We start from the raw sequence: 15,606 nt of genomic DNA on the forward strand, positions 1-15,606 counted from the left end.
TGCTAGGGGGGAAGGGAGGGCGAGGGGGGAGCAGTTACCCGCAGAGGGCTGCTTGTCGCGGCGATCTACGCGATGGCCGCTTCACGACTGACACCGTTGAAAAGTGCCTGTTTATGAAGCCCACCTTCGGGCAATGCTCTCAATCGGATGATTACGGCTCCCAGCAGCCATTCGCGTAGCTACCGGCTCCGACCGCTTCAGACTGATTGCAGCCGTTCGCCGCGCACTCCGTGGCGGACAGCTACCGACCCAATTCCGACACAAAGCATGTGGGCGAGCCTGCCAATAAGCGGCCATTGGCGTCCGTTGCAGCTTCGGGCACGAAACGGTTCGGGTACTGCCGTAGATTTGGCTCTAGCGTTGGCGGCCTGCAAACGCATCCACCCGATGCTGGGCCCTCTCGCCTCAAAATGGAGGCGTTCAGGACGTCACACTTCCTGGGGCAACGGCCACAATCCGTAGCCGTCCGCTCGTCGCGCAGCCTGTCGGTCCATCGCCTATACCCCGTTCGTTACCCCATGCCTTCGTCCAAGTCTGCTTACGACCCGTCGTCCGGAGCATCGAGCCCCGTCGTCAAGGAAGAGCACATCGAGTACGGCTTCATCGGCAAACTCCAGAGCCTCAAGTACGAGTACCGCCCCGACATCCGGGACCGCGCCGCGCTGGAACGCAACTTCCGCGAGAAGTTCGAAGCCCTGAACCGGGTCCACCTGTCCGACGGCGAGTTCACCCGCCTGCTGGACGACATCGTCACGCCCGACGTCTTCACCGCGTCCCGGAAGCTGCGTGAGCGCGAAACATTCACCCGCGACGACGGCACGCCGCTGAACTACACCCTGGTCAACATCAAGGACTGGTGCAAGAACAGCTTCGAGGTCGTCAACCAGCTGCGCATCAACACCGACTACAGCCACCACCGCTACGACGTTCTCATCCTCGTCAACGGCGTGCCCTGCGTGCAGATCGAGCTCAAGACGCTGGGTATCAGCCCGCGCCGCGCCATGGAGCAGATCGTTGACTACAAGAACGACCCCGGCAACGGCTACAGCAAGACCCTGCTGTGCTTCCTGCAGCTGTTCATCGTCAGCAACCGCACCGACACCTGGTACTTCGCCAACAACAACGCCCGGCACTTCGCCTTCAACGCCGAGGAGCGCTTCCTGCCCATCTACCAGTTCGCAGACGAGGCCAACAAGAAGATCACCCACCTCGACCACTTTGCCGAGACCTTCTTGCCCAAGTGCACGCTGGGCCAGGCCATCAGCCGCTACATGGTGCTGGTGGCCAGCGAGCAGAAGCTGCTGATGATGCGGCCCTACCAGGTGTATGCGGTCAAGGCCATCGTGGAGTGCATCCACCAGAACAGCGGCAACGGCTACATCTGGCACACCACCGGCAGCGGCAAGACGCTCACATCCTTCAAGGCGTCGACACTGTTGAAGGACAACCGCGACATCGAGAAGTGCCTATTTGTGGTCGACCGCAAGGACCTGGACCGCCAGACCCGCGAAGAATTCAACCGCTTCCAGGAAGGCTGCGTCGAAGAGAACACCAACACCGGGGCGCTGGTTCGCCGCCTGTTGTCAGACGACTACGCCGACAAGGTCATCGTCACCACCATCCAGAAGCTGGGCCTGGCGCTGGACGAAAACAGCAAGCGCAACAAACAACGCAAGAAAAACGACCTCAAGACCTACAAGGAACAGCTCGAACCGCTGAGCGACAAGCGCATCGTCTTCATCTTCGACGAATGCCACCGCTCGCAGTTTGGCGACAACCACGAGGCTATCAAGACCTTCTTCCCCAAGGCCCAGCTCTTCGGTTTCACCGGCACGCCCATCTTCGAGAAAAACGCCACCGCCAAACAGTTCGAGGGCGAAGAAGGCCAGTTCAAGACCACCGAAGACCTGTTCCAGAAGCAGCTGCACGCCTACACCATCACCCACGCGATTGAAGACGCCAACGTGCTTCGCTTCCACGTGGACTACTACAAGCCTGAAGGCAAGAATCCGCCCAAGCCTGGCGAAGCCCTGGCCAAGAAAGCCGTGGTCGAGGCCATCCTGGCCAAGCACGACACCGCCACCGCCGGCCGCCGCTTCAACGCCGTGCTGGCCACCGCCAGCATCAACGACGCCATCGAGTACCACGGCCTGTTCGACGAACTGCAAAAGGCAAAGCAGGCAGCCGACCCGGCCTTCCAGCCGCTCAACATCGCCTGCGTGTTTTCGCCCCCGGCCGAAGGCAACCCCGACGTGAAGCAACTGCAGCAAGACCTGCAGCAGGAAAAGGCCGACAACGAGGAAGACCCAGAAGGCAAGAAAGCCGCGCTCAAAGCCATCCTGGCCGACTACAACGCCCGCTACGGCACCAACCACCAGATCGGCGAGTTCGACCTGTACTACCAGGACGTGCAGAAGCGCATCAAAGACCAGCAGTGGCCCAACGCCGACTTCCCCGCCGCCAGGAAGATCGACATCACCATCGTGGTCGACATGCTGCTCACCGGCTTTGACAGCAAGTACCTGAACACGCTGTACGTCGACAAGAACCTCAAGTACCACGGGCTGATCCAGGCCTTCTCGCGCACCAACCGCGTGCTCAACGGCAGCAAGCCCTACGGCAACATCCTCGACTTCCGCCAGCAGCAAGCCAACGTGGACGAAGCCATCGCCCTGTTCTCGGGCGAAAACGCCACCGAGGAAGAACGCAAGATCTGGCTGGTGGACAAAGCGCCGGTGGTCATTGAAAAGCTCGACGCTGCCGTGCAGAAGCTGGCCGACTTCATGCAGACCCAGGGCCTGCCCTGCGCGCCCGAGGCCGTGCCCCAGCTCAAGGGGGACGACGCCCGCACCGCCTTCATCAAGGCCTTCAAGGAAGTGCAGCGCCTCAAGACTCAGCTGGACCAGTACACCGACCTCACCGCCGATAACGCCGCCGCCATCGAAGCCATCCTGCCGCGCGAAGACCTGCAGGCTTTCCGTGGCGTGTACCTCGACACCGCCCAGCGCCTCAAGGCCCAGCAGGGCAAGACCCTGCCCGACGCTGTTGACAAGACCGGCGCCGACGACGTGGAGCAGCTCGACTTCGAGTTCGTGCTGTTCGCCAGCGCCGTCATCGACTACGACTACATCATGGGCCTGATGTCCCGCTTCACCCAGCAGGGCACGGGCGGCAGCAAGCTCAAGATGAGCCGCGAGCAGCTCATCGGCATCATCGCGGCCGACGCCAAGTTCATGAACGAGCGCGACGACATCGCCGCCTACATCAACACCCTGAAGGCGGGCGAAGGCCTCAGCGAAACCGCCATCCGCGAGGGCTACCTCCGCTTCAAGAAAGAACGCGACAGCGCCGAGCTGGCCACCATCGCCACCCAGCACGGCTTGGCCACCCCCGCCCTGCAAGCCTTTGTGGACCAGACACTGCAACGCCTGATCCTCGACGGCGACGCCCTCAGTGCCCTTATGGAACCGCTTCAACTCGGCTGGAAGGCGCGAGCACAAGCCGAAGCCGCGCTGATGGCCGAGCTGACGCCGCTGCTGAACAAACGCGCCCAGGGGCGCGAGATTTCAGGACTCAGCGCCTATGAGCAGTAAGAAGGCGCCCCTACCTGTGAACAAGCCTTCAGCGGCATCCACCACACCCGGCGACTTTGATGCGCTGGTGTCTGCCATCGTTCGCATCCATGTCCAATCGCAGGCCATGGCGGCCAAGGCCGTCAACACCAGCCTGACCGCGCGCAACTGGCTGATCGGCCACCGCATCCTGGCGTTCGAGCAGCAGGGCAAAGACCGCGCGGCCTATGGCGAAAGGCTCTTGCCCGCCTTGGCGCAGCGCTTGGCGGCGGCCGGGCTCAAGCGGGTGGACGCCCGCGAGCTGCGCCGCTTCAGGCTCTTCTACAGCGTGTACCCGCAGATTCGGGAGACACTGTCTCCCGAATGGCTGGCTGGCCCTGGGGCTGCGGCCTTGCCAGCGGCGCTGGCACGCAAGGAAGAGATGGAGCGCTTCATCACGCAGATGAGCCAGGAGGCGGGGGAATGAAGACCGGCGCCACGAAGAACCAAACCACGATTGGGCTGGTGCCGAAGCTGCGGTTTCCGGAGTTTCGAGATGCTGAGCCCTGGAAACCCGTGTCGTTGGGCAAGGCTTCTACCCCGATCACTGAACGTGTTGGGGAAAGGAAGTTCACGCCTGTCAGCATTTCCGCCGGCATAGGCTTTGTGCCGCAAGCCGACAAGTTCGGCCGAGACATCTCTGGCAATCAATATCAGCTTTACACCTTGGTCAGCGACGGCGACTTCGTCTACAACAAGGGCAACTCACTTAAGTTTCCGCAGGGCTGCGTTTACCAGTTGCAAGGCTGGGGACAAGTGGCGGCTCCGAACGTCTTCATTTCCTTCCGGCTCAAAGACGGCTACTCGGATGTCTTTTTTCAAAACTGCTTCGAGCAAAACATTCACGGAAAGCAGCTCCAAAAGCACATCACGAGCGGCGCGCGCAGCAACGGCCTGCTGAACATCAGCAAAGAACATTTCTTTGGCGTTGAAATCCCCACCCCCAGCCCGGCCGAACAACAAAAAATCGCCGACTGCCTGAGTTCCCTGGACGAAGTGATCGCCGCACAAGGGCGCAAGGTGGAGGCACTCAAGATCCACAAAAAGGGGCTGATGCAGCAACTCTTCCCCCGCGAAGGTGAAACCCAACCGCGCCTCCGCTTCCCAGAGTTTGCAGAAGACTGGGAGGAGCAGTCGGTGGAAAATTTCGGGAGAGTTGTCACCGGAAGTACTCCCAGCACGGCGCAGCCCGCCTTCTATGGCGGCGGAATCCCGTTCGTTTCACCAGCAGACATCTCTGACTTGAGGTATGTCGATCAGACCAAGACCACCTTGACTGCAGGCGGCTTTGCTGAAACCCGACACATCAGGGCGGGAAGTACCCTTTTCGTTTGCATCGGTTCCACGATAGGGAAAGTGGCCCAAAACATCCGCGACTGCGCAACGAACCAACAGATCAACGCCGTTGTCCCAAGCTCCAAGCATTCGGACGGTTTTGTCTACTTCGCCTTGTCATTTGCCTCTGAGCGGATCGCATTGCTCGCAGGAAAACAGGCCGTTCCCATCATCAACAAGAGCTTGTTTTCTTCGGTGCGGCTTCTCGCTCCCAAACTCGCCGAACAACAACGCATCGCCGACTGCCTGAGCAGCCTCGACGCCCTGATAACCGCGGCCACCCAAAAACTTGACACTATCAAGACCCACAAGCAGGGCCTGATGCAACAACTATTTCCCATTGTGGAGGACGAGCAATGAGCCATGAGCAAATCGCCAAAGAATTAGCGGCTGCCAAAGAGCGAGTCACACTCATCTACGCATTCAACGCAACAGGCAAAACGCGGCTATCTGTTGCTTATAAGAATGCTACTAAGGACGAGAATGGCGCACACGCCGGGGTCTACTACAACGCCTATAGTGAAGACCTTTTTGTTTGGGATAACGACTCAGAGAATGGCGAAGTAGACGTCCAACTCGACATTCGCAAGAGTAACTTGAATCGCTTTCATAGCTCTCTGACGGAAGATGACATCCGCAGTAAGTTGAACAGATTTCGGCCAGACTACCGGTTTGATTTCATACCTCATGACAATCCAGAGGATGGAATCAAGTCTGTGATGTTCTTCGATGAAGTTGCCGATCCAAATGATCCGAACATCATTTCAAAAGTGCCCCGAAAAATTTCTCGAGGTGAAGAAAGAATTTTTGTTTGGTGCTTCTTTCTTGCGCTGTTCGAAGTTGAAGGATGGGCAGATAAGCAATCGGCCCACTTCTTTATTGATGATCCTGTTTCAAGCCTGGATGACCACAACATCTTCATCACTGCTTCAACGCTGTTCGATTTAATCGAAGATCACTACGAAGAGCGGAAGTTCGTCATCACTACCCATCACATTGGTTTTTTCTCAATACTGTCAGACTGGCTGACTAAAGGTGAAAAGGCTTCGAAATTCAAGGGCAAGGTACGGGTGTGTACTCTCAGTCTGAAAGTCGGAGAGATCACGCTGGAGAACTGCCGGAAGGACGTATTCCTATATCACCTGCGACTTCTGCAAGTGCTAGATAAGGCGCACGCCGCAGGTGAGCTAAAGGCATATCACTTCGCTCTGCTTCGTCAGGTGCTGGAAAACGTGGCGTCGTTCCTCGGCGTGGGTCAGTTTGGCTATGTTCTCGCGCAGATAGGGATAGATGACGCGGACGAAGTAGCAAACATCGTCAACACCCTGTCTCACAAGAAGGTCTATTACTTCGAATCGGACGACCTCAATGCCGATGCGTTGCAGACATTCGAGAAGGTTCTTACAGGCCTGAAGGAGAAGTACCAATTCGTTCTGCACACGCCTTCGCCGGTTGCACCTCCTTCTGCTCCCCTCAAAGCGGTTGAGGTTGCATGACCGCTCTTATCCTCTACACCACCGAAAACGGCCAGAGGCAGATGGAGCTGCAGGCCGACCCGGATGACCAGGCCGAGAAGAAGACGCTGGAACTCACCCTCTAACAACGGCCCAAGAAATGACCGAAGAAAAGCAGAAACAACTGGGCAAGACCCTGTGGGCGATTGCCGACCAGCTGCGCGGAGCGATGGACGCGGACGACTTTCGCGACTACATGCTGTCGTTCCTGTTCCTGCGCTACCTGTCGGACAACTACGAAGCCGCCGCCAAGAAGGAGCTGGGCAGCGACTACCCGGACATCAGCGAAGACGTGCTGAAGCAGACCGGGGCCAGCACGCCGCTGCAGGTCTGGTATGAAGAGAACCGCGGCGACGTGCTCGCGTTCGAGAGGCAGATGCGCCGCAAGGTGCACTACGTCATCCAGCCAGAGCACCTTTGGAGCGCCGTGGCCAACATGGCGCGCACGCAAGACGGAGATCTGCTGAACACGCTGCAGGAGGGCTTCAAGTACATCGAGACCGAGTCGTTCGAGAGCACCTTCCAAGGCCTTTTCTCTGAAATCGACCTGACCTCGAACAAGCTGGGCAAGGGCTACACCGAGCGCAATGCTAAGCTGTGCGCCATCATCCAGAAGATTGCCGAGGGGCTGGCAGATTTCTCCACCAACGTGGACATGCTGGGCGATGCGTACGAGTACCTGATCGGCCAGTTCGCAGCCGGCTCGGGCAAGAAGGCGGGCGAGTTCTACACGCCGCAGCAGGTGTCAGACGTGCTGTCCGCCATCGTCACACTGGACAGCCAGGAGCCCAGGACGGGGGTAAGGCCACGGCTGGACAGCGTGATGGACTTTGCCTGCGGCTCGGGCTCGCTGTTGATGAACGTGCGCCGCCGCCTGCAAAAGGCGGGGGGCACGATCGGCAAGATCTACGGCCAGGAGAAGAACGTCACCACCTACAACCTGGCGCGCATGAACATGCTGCTGCACGGGGTGAAGGACACCGAGTTCGAGATCTTCCACGGCGACACGCTGGCCAACGAGTGGGACAAGCTGCGCGAGCTGAACCCGGCCAAGCAGCCCAGGTTCGACGCCATCGTGGCCAACCCGCCCTTCAGCCTGCGTTGGGAGCCTGGCGAGGCGATGGCGGACGACGTGCGCTTCAAGAACCACGGCCTGGCGCCCAAGTCGGCGGCAGACTTTGCCTTTCTGCTGCACGGCTTTCATTTCCTGAAGGACGAAGGGGTGATGGCCATTATCCTGCCGCACGGGGTGCTGTTCCGGGGCGGAGCAGAGGAGCGCATCCGCACCAAGCTGCTGAAGGACGGGCACATCGACACCGTCATCGGCCTGCCGTCCAACCTGTTCTATTCCACGGGCATCCCGGTCTGCATCCTGGTGCTGAAGAAGTGCAAGAAGCCGGACGACGTGCTGTTCATCAACGCGGCACAACACTTCGTCAAAGGCAAGCGCCAGAACCAGCTGACCCACGAGCACATCGCCAAGATCATCAAGACCTACCAGGTCCGCAATGATGAGCCCCGCTACTCACGCAAGGTGGAGATGGCCGAAATCGAGAAGAACGATTTCAACCTGAACATCTCGCGCTACATCAGCACGGCGGTGGGTAGGGCGGACATCGATCTGGATGACACGCACCAGAAGCTGCTGGATATCGAGAAGGCGATAGCGGCGGCGAAGGACACGCACAACCGCTTCTTGAAAGAGCTGGGGTTGAAGCTGTTGCCGTAGGCCTCGTGCTGATGACGAATGGAGCCTCCAGAAAGCAGCCGGTCGTCACCGTCCGCTCCTGGCCGACAGACGTCGTCCACGCCGTGTTGGCTGACCGACAGCAACCGCTGCACTGCAGTCTTGGTCACCGGGCTTGTAATCGATGGCGCCCAGGCTGGACGGCGCATCTGCTCCCAAAGGCGCTTACCCCGCGCGCCTCGCTGCCTCCCTTGACCCACATCACTCCCCCCCGCCTAGAATCCCCCCGCTCCGGGGTGCACGTATGGCGTGCTGAGACGGCGGACCTGACCGCCGGAACCGCGAACTTGATCTGGTTAGTACCAGCGTAAGAAGAGCTGCAGCGCCAAGGCGCGTGTGTCCGTCCATCCGTCCGCCGATCCATCGGCGGGGCCGGGCTCACCCGCATCCCCCTTGGCGCCGATGGCGGGGCATCCATCCACCCATGTGCTTTGGAGAGTCCGCCCCATGAACGCCCCCGACAAGTTCGCCCATCTGCTCGCGCTGACGCGTGAGCCCTTTCCCGCTTCCACCAAAGGCCGCATCGCCGGCAGCCGGCCCGACCTGCAGGTGCCGGTGCGCGACGTGCTTCTCACCAATGGCGAGACGGTGTCGCTCTACGACACCTCCGGCCCCTACACCGACCCCAGCGCCGAGATCGACGTGCGCCGCGGCCTGGCCGGCCTGCGCGCCGCCTGGATCGACGAGCGCGGCGACACCGAAGGCTACGAAGGCCGCATCCGCCAGGCGCTGGACGACGGCGCCAAGCATGCCGAGCAGCAGGCCCCGCAGGAGCACGAGCGCATCGCCCAGCTGCGCGCCGAGGCAGCAGCCCTGCAGCGTCAGCCGCGCCGCGCCAAAAGCGGCATGAACGTCACGCAGATGCACTACGCCCGCCGCGGCATCGTCACGCCCGAGATGGAGTACGTGGCCCTGCGCGAGAACGGCCGCCGCGAATGGATGGCCGAGTACCTGGCCGACGAGGAGCGCGCACGCCGCGTGGCGGGCAATCCGCTCGGGGCTTCGATTCCCAAGATCATCACGCCCGAGTTCGTGCGCGACGAAGTGGCGCGCGGGCGCGCCATCATCCCGGCCAACATCAACCACCCCGAAGTCGAACCGATGGCCATCGGCCGCAACTTCAAGGTCAAGATCAACGCCAACATCGGCAACTCGGCCGTCACCTCCAGCATCGAGGAAGAGGTCGAGAAGCTGGTGTGGGCCATCCGCTGGGGCGCGGACAACGTGATGGACCTGAGCACGGGCAAGAACATCCACACCACGCGCGACTGGATCGTGCGCAACTCGCCGGTGCCCATCGGCACGGTGCCGATCTACCAGGCGCTCGAAAAGGTGGGCGGCGTGGCCGAAGACCTGACCTGGGCCATCTTCCGCGACACGCTGATCGAGCAGGCCGAGCAGGGGGTGGACTACTTCACCATCCACGCCGGGCTGCGGCTGCCCTTCATTCCGATGACGGCCAAGCGCATGACGGGCATCGTCTCGCGCGGCGGCTCGATCATGGCCAAGTGGTGCATCGCGCACCACCGCGAGAGCTTCCTCTACGAGCACTTCGAGGAGATCTGCGAAATCATGAAGGCCTACGACGTGAGCTTCTCGCTCGGCGATGGCCTGCGCCCCGGCTGCGGCGCCGACGCCAATGACGAGGCGCAGTTCGCCGAACTGCGCACGTTGGGCGAGCTGACTCAGATCGCCTGGAAGCACGACGTGCAGACCATGATCGAAGGCCCGGGCCATGTGCCGCTGCACATGATCCAGGCCAACATGGACGAGCAGCTCAAGCACTGCCACGAGGCGCCGTTCTACACGCTGGGCCCGCTGACCATCGACATCGCCCCGGGCTACGACCACATCGCCAGTGCCATCGGCGCGGCCATGATCGGCTGGATGGGCACCGCCATGCTGTGCTACGTGACGCCCAAGGAGCACCTGGGACTGCCCGACCGCGACGACGTCAAGCAGGGGATCATTGCGTACAAGATCGCGGCCCACGCCGCGGACGTGGCCAAGGGCCATCCGGGCGCCCGTGCGCGCGACGACGCGCTCAGCAAGGCGCGCTTCGAGTTCCGCTGGGAAGACCAGTTCAACCTGGGCCTGGACCCGGACACGGCCCGCGACTTCCACGACGAGACGCTGCCCAAGGATTCGAGCAAGGTGGCGCACTTCTGCTCGATGTGCGGCCCGAAGTTCTGCTCGATGAAGATCACGCAGGAGGTGCGCGAGTACGCCGCGCAGGGCATGGACCAGAAGTCGCGCGAGTTCCGCGAGGGCGGCGGCGAGTTCTACGTGCCGATCCAGCCGGCCAAGGGCTGACGCCGGACGGCGGTGGGCCGATCCGCCCGCCGCCGGATTCGCTGGGTTGGCCGACAGGCGTGTGGGACGTGGCTGACAAAACGCGTCCCGCTGAGAGGATCACGGTTGGTGCATGACACACCAACCTCTCAAACTCATCGTGGAGGAGCCGCAGCCCGGCGCCTTCGTCTGGAAGCTCCAGCAGACCGACGCCAACGGCCAGCCGATGCGCACCGTGCGCGAGTGCGAATCGCCGGCCGACAGCTACGAGGCCGCACTGGCAAGCGGCACGCGCGCGCTGCAGGCGGCCTTGCGCGAAGGCGAGACCTCGGCGGCCTGACGGGTGGCGCGGACCGCGCTCACGGGCTGACAGCGGCAGGCGCCCGGCATCGGGGTGCCGCCGTCACGCACCGCCCCAAACGCGGGGCGATTGGCGCCGGATTGTCCCCATGCGGGAGACAAAGTAATTCCTTTTGCGGGATTTATCCCAGGGCAGCTCTGCGGCACACTTTTGCATGCTCGCGCGTGGCCCATGCCAGGCCGCTCCATCGCCGCACGTTCGCGAGCTGCTACCGCCGGGAACCCGTCCATGCCCATCGCTTCCGCTTCCGTCCACGCCCGCTCCGGCGCCGGCCTGCTCGTCGGCGTTGTGATCGTCGTGGGGTTTGCCGCGCCGCATGCGGGGGCGCAGGAGCCGAATGCGCTGACGGCCTTCTCGGCAGCGGCCGGCTCGTCGCCCCCGAGCCCCTGGCACTTCAGCACGCTGCCGCACAAGACGCCCACCCACTTCGACGTCGTCTCGGAAGACGGGCGCCGCGTCCTCAAGGTCGAGGCCAACGATTCCTATGGCCTGCTGTCGCACCGCGTGCAGTTGCCGTTGAACGAGTCGACGGTGCTCAGCTGGCGCTGGCGCGTCGACCAGTTCGTCGATGGTGCCGACCTGCACACGCGCGCGGGCGACGACGGTGCCGCCAAGCTGTGCGTGTTCTTCGACTTCCCGGCCGACCGTTTGCCGCTGCTGGAGCGCACGCGCCTGGGTGTGGCGCGCAGCGTCTCGGGTGAGGACGTGCCCAGCGAGGCGCTGTGCTACGTGTGGGACGCCAAGGAGGCCAAGGGCCAGATGCTGGTCAACGCCTTCACCAACCGCATGCACATGGTGGTTCTCGAATCCGGCCGCGCCGCGCAGCCCGGCACCTGGGTGAGCGAACGCCGCAACCTGCTGGCCGACTACCGCCGCGCCTTCGGCAGCGAGGCACAGGGCGCGACGCCCGGTGTGGCGGCGGTGGTGGTCTCGGCCGACGCCGACAACACGCACGGCCACGGCCTGGCGTACTTCTCCGACCTGAGCCTGGTCGGCTCGACCGCGGTGCGCGCCGAGGCGCGGCCCACGGCCGGCGGCACAGCCGACTAGCGGGACTGCCATGAACGACCTCATCTCGCTGCTCGCCACCCAGGGCCCCGCCGTGGTCCTGGTGGTGACGCTGGCCGCACGGCTCGGCGCGCCGGTCCCGGCCGTGCCGTTTCTGGTGGTGGCGGGTGGCCTGGCGATGGGCGGCTCGGCGCTGAATGCCGTGGCGATCGTCTTCGCCTCGCTGCTGGGCAACATCCTGGGCGACGGCGCCTGGTTCCTGGCCGGGCGGCGCTGGGGCTATGCCGTGATGCGGCTGCTGTGCCGCGTCTCGCTCTCGGCCGACACCTGCGTCTCGCGCAGCGAGGCGATCCTCGGCCGCTGGGGCGGCCTGTCGCTGATCGCGGCCAAGTACGTGCCCGGCGTGTCGGTGGTGGCACCGCCCATGGCTGGCGCACTGGGCATGTCGAACGCCCGCTTCCTGGCCTTCGAGACGGTCGGCGCCCTGGTCTGGACGCTGGGCTACCTGTTGCTGGGCGCGGTCTTCCACGCCGCCATCCGCGACGTGCTGGCGGTGCTCGCCAACGTGGGGCTGGCCGCCACCGTGGTCGGGGGCGTGCTGCTGGTGGCCTTCCTGCTCTGGCGCTACCAGCAGCGCCGGATGGCACGCCGTGCCGACGACATCGTGACCATCAGCGTGGATGCGCTGCGCGCCGCGCTGGCGCAGGGGCGCGCGCCGACGGTGCTCGACATGCGGGGCGCGCCGGTGCGCGCCGGTGCGCGCCATCGACCCGCGGGCCATTCCGGGTGCGGTCGGCTTCGCGCTGCGAGAGCTTCCGCATGCGCTCGGCCCTCTGGCCGATGGCCGCGAGCTGGTGGTGTTCTGCGACTGCCCGGACGATGCGTCGGCCGTTGCCGCGGCGCGCGTGCTGATGAAGGCGGGGCTGCCGCGGGTGCGCGTGCTGGAAGGCGGCCTGTCGACCTGGATGGCTTCCGATCTTGCCGGCCGGGTGGCGGTGGTCGAGGTGCCCGCGCCGGTCGGTCCCGCGTCGCTGGGCGCGAGCGGCGCGGGCTGAGCGGGCGGCGTCGCGACCCGCCTGCAGCACGGACGGCGCACGGCACCGGCCTCCGATGCAGCGCAGGGCCGCACCGAAAGCGAGACGCTTTCGTGGCACGCTCGCCCCATGCAAGCGCTACTCGATGCCATCCATCACCTCGAGCCGGACGCCGATGCGCGCCGCCTCTTCCACGGCCGCGGCGGTCTCCACCCCGGTTGCGAACACCTGGCGCTGGACGCCTATCCGCCGGTCTTCCTGCTCACCAGCTTCCGGCCGTTGGCCGACGACGAACTCGCGACGGTGGGCCATGCGCTGCAGGGCCGCTGGGCCGAGGTCGCGCCCGGCGAAGCGCTGAACTGGGTCTACCAGTGCCGCCACGAGGGCCGCAGCGAGACGCGGCTGATGGCCGGCGCCGTGCCCGACCTGCACGTCGTGACCGAGGACGGCGCCCGCTACCGCGTGCACGTGCTGCGCGGCCAGAACCATGGCCTCTTCCTCGACATGGCCGAAGGCCGCCGCTGGGTGCGTGCCCATGTGGCCGCGCGGCCGGGTGCGTCGGTGCTCAACCTCTTCGCCTACACCTGCGCCTTCTCGGTGGCGGCGCTGCAGGCCGGCGCGGGCCGCGTGGTCAACGTGGACATGAGTGCCGGCGCCATCGCCATCGGCCAGCAGAACCACCGGCTCAACGGGGTGGAAGGCGGCGCCAGCTTTCTGCCCCACGACCTCTTCAAGACCTGGGGCAAGGTCACGCGTGGCGGGCCCTACGACCTGGTGGTGGTCGATCCACCGAGCTACCAGAAGGGCAGCTTCGTCGCGACGAAGGACTATGCGCGGCTGATGCGCCGCTTGCCCGAGCTGCTGGCGCCGGGCGGGCATGCGCTGCTGTGCCTCAATGCGCCGGAGCTGGGTGTGGCCTTCCTCCAGGACCAGATGGCCGAGCTGGCGCCGGCGCTGCACTTCGTGGAGCGCGTGGCCAATCCGCCTGCGTTCGCGGACGTGTCGGCGGATCGGGCGCTGAAGGTGCTGGTGTACGCCTCGCCTGCGGGCGCATAGGCCGCGGGCGTCACTCAGCGATGAGTGGCCCGGTCATGCGTGGGGGGGCAGGCCGGGCCGGTGACCACAATGATGGGGAGGCCCATCAGCCGCCCGGTTTCTGCTGCGCCGCTGCGGCCCGAAAGGCGCCCGGGCTCTGCCCCGTCCATTCCCGGAATGCGCGCGAAAAGCTCTTCTCGTTGCGAAAGCCCACCGCCAGCGCCACCTGCTTGACCGGCCGCGCGGTGCGCTGCAGCAGTTCCATGGCCTGTTGCTGGCGCACCTCGTCCTTCAGGCCCTGCAGGCTCAGCCCCTCGGCCAGCAGCTGCCGGTGCAGCGTGCGGCTGGAGATGTGCAGCAGCGCCGCCAGCCCTTCCGCGGTCGAGGCCTGCGCGCCGTGGGTGCGGAGCACCTCGCGCACGCGCTGGCCCAGCAGCCGGTCGCGCCGGTACTGCAGCACCGTCAGCGGCAGGGCGCGGCGCAGCATGGCGCGCAGGGCTTCCTCGTCGCGCAGCAGCGGCAGCGCCAGGTAGCGCGCATCGAACTGGAAGCCCGCCTGCGCCGCGCCGAAATGGATGCGGCCGCTGAACATCAGGCCGTAGGCATCGGCATGCGGCGGGGCGTCGAAGGGAAAGTCCGCCGCCTGCAGCCACAGCCGCGAGTCGATGGCCCAGCTGGCAAAGCCATGCAGAAAGCGCAGGCTGGAGACCAGGCAGAACTCGCGGAAGCTGCCCAGGTCGCGCCGCTCCTCGATCCACACCGAGGCCACGTCGCCCTCCACCTCCAGCCGCAGCGCGATGTCGTCCACCAGCAGCCGGTGGTGGCGGCACCAGCGCTTGATGGCGACGCCCAGGTCCGGCGCGGTGATCGAGGCGCGGCACAGCAGGCCGTGGCTGCCCCAGGGCAGGCGGCGGCCGAACCAGCCCAGGGCCTCGTCGTCCAGTTCCTGCATCGCATGCTCGTTGAGCGCCTCGAACTGCGCGGCGGTGACGCGGGCATCGGGCCGCCACAGTTCGCGCGGCGTGATCTGTGCCGCGCGCAGGGCCGCGCCCGGGTCCACGCCGTAGCGGGCATAGCCCTGCACGACGGCGCGTACGAAAGCCATCGGCGTGGCCGCGCGCTGGGGTTTGAGGAAGCGGGGAGAGGGCATCTAGTGGATAACCCGAGGGCCAGGGCGATGGCGGGATTTGCAACCATTGTGTCGCCAAATGCGAATCGCCCGGGCGTAAGCTGGACCGGCTTTCGCACACCATCCACGGAGACGACGCATGTCCGCACCCCGCCTGCCCGGCCTGGACTTCGGCCTGGGCGAGACCCTCGACGCCCTGCGCGAGGCCATCGCCGATTTCTGCGCCCACGAGATCACGCCGCGTGCCGCCGACATCGACCGCGAGAACCTCTTTCCCCGCGACCTGTGGGCCAAGCTCGGCAGCCTGGGCCTGCACGGCATGACGGTGAAAGAGGAATTCGGCGGCACCGAGCTGGGCTACCTGGCCCACATCGTCGCCATGGAAGAGGTGTCGCGCGCCTCGGCCTCGGTGGGCCTGTCGTATGGCGCGCATTCCAACCTGTGCGTCAACCAGATCCACCGCAACGGCAGCGAGGCGCAGAAGAAGAAGTACCTGCCCAAGCTGGTGAGCGGCGAGCACGTCGGCGCGCTGGCCATGAG

Annotated in this window: 12 protein-coding genes, 1 pseudogene and 1 riboswitch; of the genes and pseudogenes, 12 read left to right on the forward strand and 1 reads right to left on the reverse strand. The window is 64.5% G+C overall.

The features are described 5' to 3' along the window. Positions 1 to 518: 518 nt before the first annotated feature. The 11 genes and pseudogenes from NS331_RS03700 (at position 519) to NS331_RS03745 (ending at position 13,958) form a co-directional block, all read left to right on the forward strand. Complete coding sequence (locus tag NS331_RS03700; protein WP_058640665.1) at positions 519 to 3,593, forward strand: type I restriction endonuclease subunit R; 3,075 nt, start codon at positions 519 to 521, stop codon at positions 3,591 to 3,593. Continuing rightward, entirely contained in the window at positions 3,583 to 4,038 is a 456-nt protein-coding gene (locus tag NS331_RS03705) for a DUF1016 N-terminal domain-containing protein (RefSeq protein ID WP_082702235.1), read from the forward strand. The genes NS331_RS03700 and NS331_RS03705 overlap by 11 nt, the downstream gene beginning before the upstream one ends. Continuing rightward, positions 4,035 to 5,306: a restriction endonuclease subunit S gene (locus tag NS331_RS03710; RefSeq protein ID WP_058640667.1), complete on the forward strand. Its 1,272-nt coding sequence runs from the start codon at positions 4,035 to 4,037 to the stop codon at positions 5,304 to 5,306. Before NS331_RS03705 ends, NS331_RS03710 begins: the two co-directional genes overlap by 4 nt. Next, positions 5,303 to 6,442, forward strand: coding sequence for an AAA family ATPase (locus NS331_RS25355; RefSeq protein ID WP_082702236.1), 1,140 nt, complete (start codon positions 5,303 to 5,305; stop codon positions 6,440 to 6,442). The genes NS331_RS03710 and NS331_RS25355 overlap by 4 nt, the downstream gene beginning before the upstream one ends. A 118-nt stretch (positions 6,443 to 6,560) precedes the next feature. Continuing rightward, positions 6,561 to 8,189, forward strand: a complete 1,629-nt coding sequence (locus NS331_RS03720; RefSeq protein WP_058640669.1) for a type I restriction-modification system subunit M — start codon at positions 6,561 to 6,563, stop codon at positions 8,187 to 8,189. A 240-nt stretch (positions 8,190 to 8,429) separates the two neighbouring features. Continuing rightward, a riboswitch (TPP riboswitch) is annotated at positions 8,430 to 8,538 on the forward strand. Between the two features lie 116 nt (positions 8,539 to 8,654). Then, on the forward strand, positions 8,655 to 10,520 hold the full coding sequence (gene thiC, locus NS331_RS03725) for a phosphomethylpyrimidine synthase ThiC (protein ID WP_058640670.1): 1,866 nt from the start codon (positions 8,655 to 8,657) through the stop codon (positions 10,518 to 10,520). A gap of 112 nt (positions 10,521 to 10,632) precedes the next feature. Beyond that, entirely contained in the window at positions 10,633 to 10,839 is a 207-nt protein-coding gene (locus NS331_RS03730) for a hypothetical protein (RefSeq protein ID WP_058640671.1), read from the forward strand. A gap of 249 nt (positions 10,840 to 11,088) precedes the next feature. Then, positions 11,089 to 11,910, forward strand: coding sequence for a DUF3047 domain-containing protein (locus tag NS331_RS03735; RefSeq protein WP_058640672.1), 822 nt, complete (start codon positions 11,089 to 11,091; stop codon positions 11,908 to 11,910). A 136-nt stretch (positions 11,911 to 12,046) separates the two neighbouring features. Next, a pseudogene (locus NS331_RS27065) lies at positions 12,047 to 12,328 on the forward strand (DedA family protein); the annotation flags it as partial. A gap of 295 nt (positions 12,329 to 12,623) precedes the next feature. Then, positions 12,624 to 12,923: a rhodanese-like domain-containing protein gene (locus NS331_RS27070; RefSeq protein ID WP_058640673.1), complete on the forward strand. Its 300-nt coding sequence runs from the start codon at positions 12,624 to 12,626 to the stop codon at positions 12,921 to 12,923. A 108-nt stretch (positions 12,924 to 13,031) separates the two neighbouring features. Continuing rightward, on the forward strand, positions 13,032 to 13,958 hold the full coding sequence (locus NS331_RS03745; protein ID WP_058640674.1) for a class I SAM-dependent methyltransferase: 927 nt from the start codon (positions 13,032 to 13,034) through the stop codon (positions 13,956 to 13,958). Positions 13,959 to 14,043: 85 nt separating this feature from the next. Here the strand turns inward: NS331_RS03745 and NS331_RS03750 are convergent, their stop codons facing one another. Then, positions 14,044 to 15,087 (reverse strand): AraC family transcriptional regulator, encoded by a 1,044-nt coding sequence (locus NS331_RS03750; RefSeq protein ID WP_058640675.1) that lies wholly within the window; start codon positions 15,085 to 15,087, stop codon positions 14,044 to 14,046. A 118-nt stretch (positions 15,088 to 15,205) separates the two neighbouring features. Between NS331_RS03750 and NS331_RS03755 the strand changes: the two genes are divergently transcribed. Continuing rightward, positions 15,206 to 15,606: acyl-CoA dehydrogenase family protein (locus NS331_RS03755; protein WP_193758041.1), on the forward strand; the 401-nt coding region annotated here is incomplete at its 3' end.

Source organism: Pseudacidovorax intermedius (assembly GCF_001476815.1).
In the GTDB taxonomy this organism is placed as follows: domain Bacteria; phylum Pseudomonadota; class Gammaproteobacteria; order Burkholderiales; family Burkholderiaceae_C; genus Xenophilus; species Xenophilus intermedius_A.

Bases quoted from the DNA above. Each gene is read 5' to 3' on its own strand.
- NS331_RS03720 (WP_058640669.1), top strand. From the start codon at position 6,561: ATGACCGAAGAAAAGCAGAAACAACTGGGCAAGACCCTGTGGGCGATT.
- NS331_RS03750 (WP_058640675.1), bottom strand. From the start codon at position 15,087: ATGCCCTCTCCCCGCTTCCTCAAACCCCAGCGCGCGGCCACGCCGATG.
- NS331_RS25355 (WP_082702236.1), top strand. From the start codon at position 5,303: ATGAGCCATGAGCAAATCGCCAAAGAATTAGCGGCTGCCAAAGAGCGA.
- NS331_RS03735 (WP_058640672.1), top strand. From the start codon at position 11,089: ATGCCCATCGCTTCCGCTTCCGTCCACGCCCGCTCCGGCGCCGGCCTG.
- NS331_RS03705 (WP_082702235.1), top strand. From the start codon at position 3,583: ATGAGCAGTAAGAAGGCGCCCCTACCTGTGAACAAGCCTTCAGCGGCA.
- thiC (WP_058640670.1), top strand. From the start codon at position 8,655: ATGAACGCCCCCGACAAGTTCGCCCATCTGCTCGCGCTGACGCGTGAG.
- NS331_RS03700 (WP_058640665.1), top strand. From the start codon at position 519: ATGCCTTCGTCCAAGTCTGCTTACGACCCGTCGTCCGGAGCATCGAGC.
- NS331_RS03745 (WP_058640674.1), top strand. From the start codon at position 13,032: ATGCAAGCGCTACTCGATGCCATCCATCACCTCGAGCCGGACGCCGAT.
- NS331_RS03710 (WP_058640667.1), top strand. From the start codon at position 4,035: ATGAAGACCGGCGCCACGAAGAACCAAACCACGATTGGGCTGGTGCCG.
- NS331_RS03730 (WP_058640671.1), top strand. From the start codon at position 10,633: ATGACACACCAACCTCTCAAACTCATCGTGGAGGAGCCGCAGCCCGGC.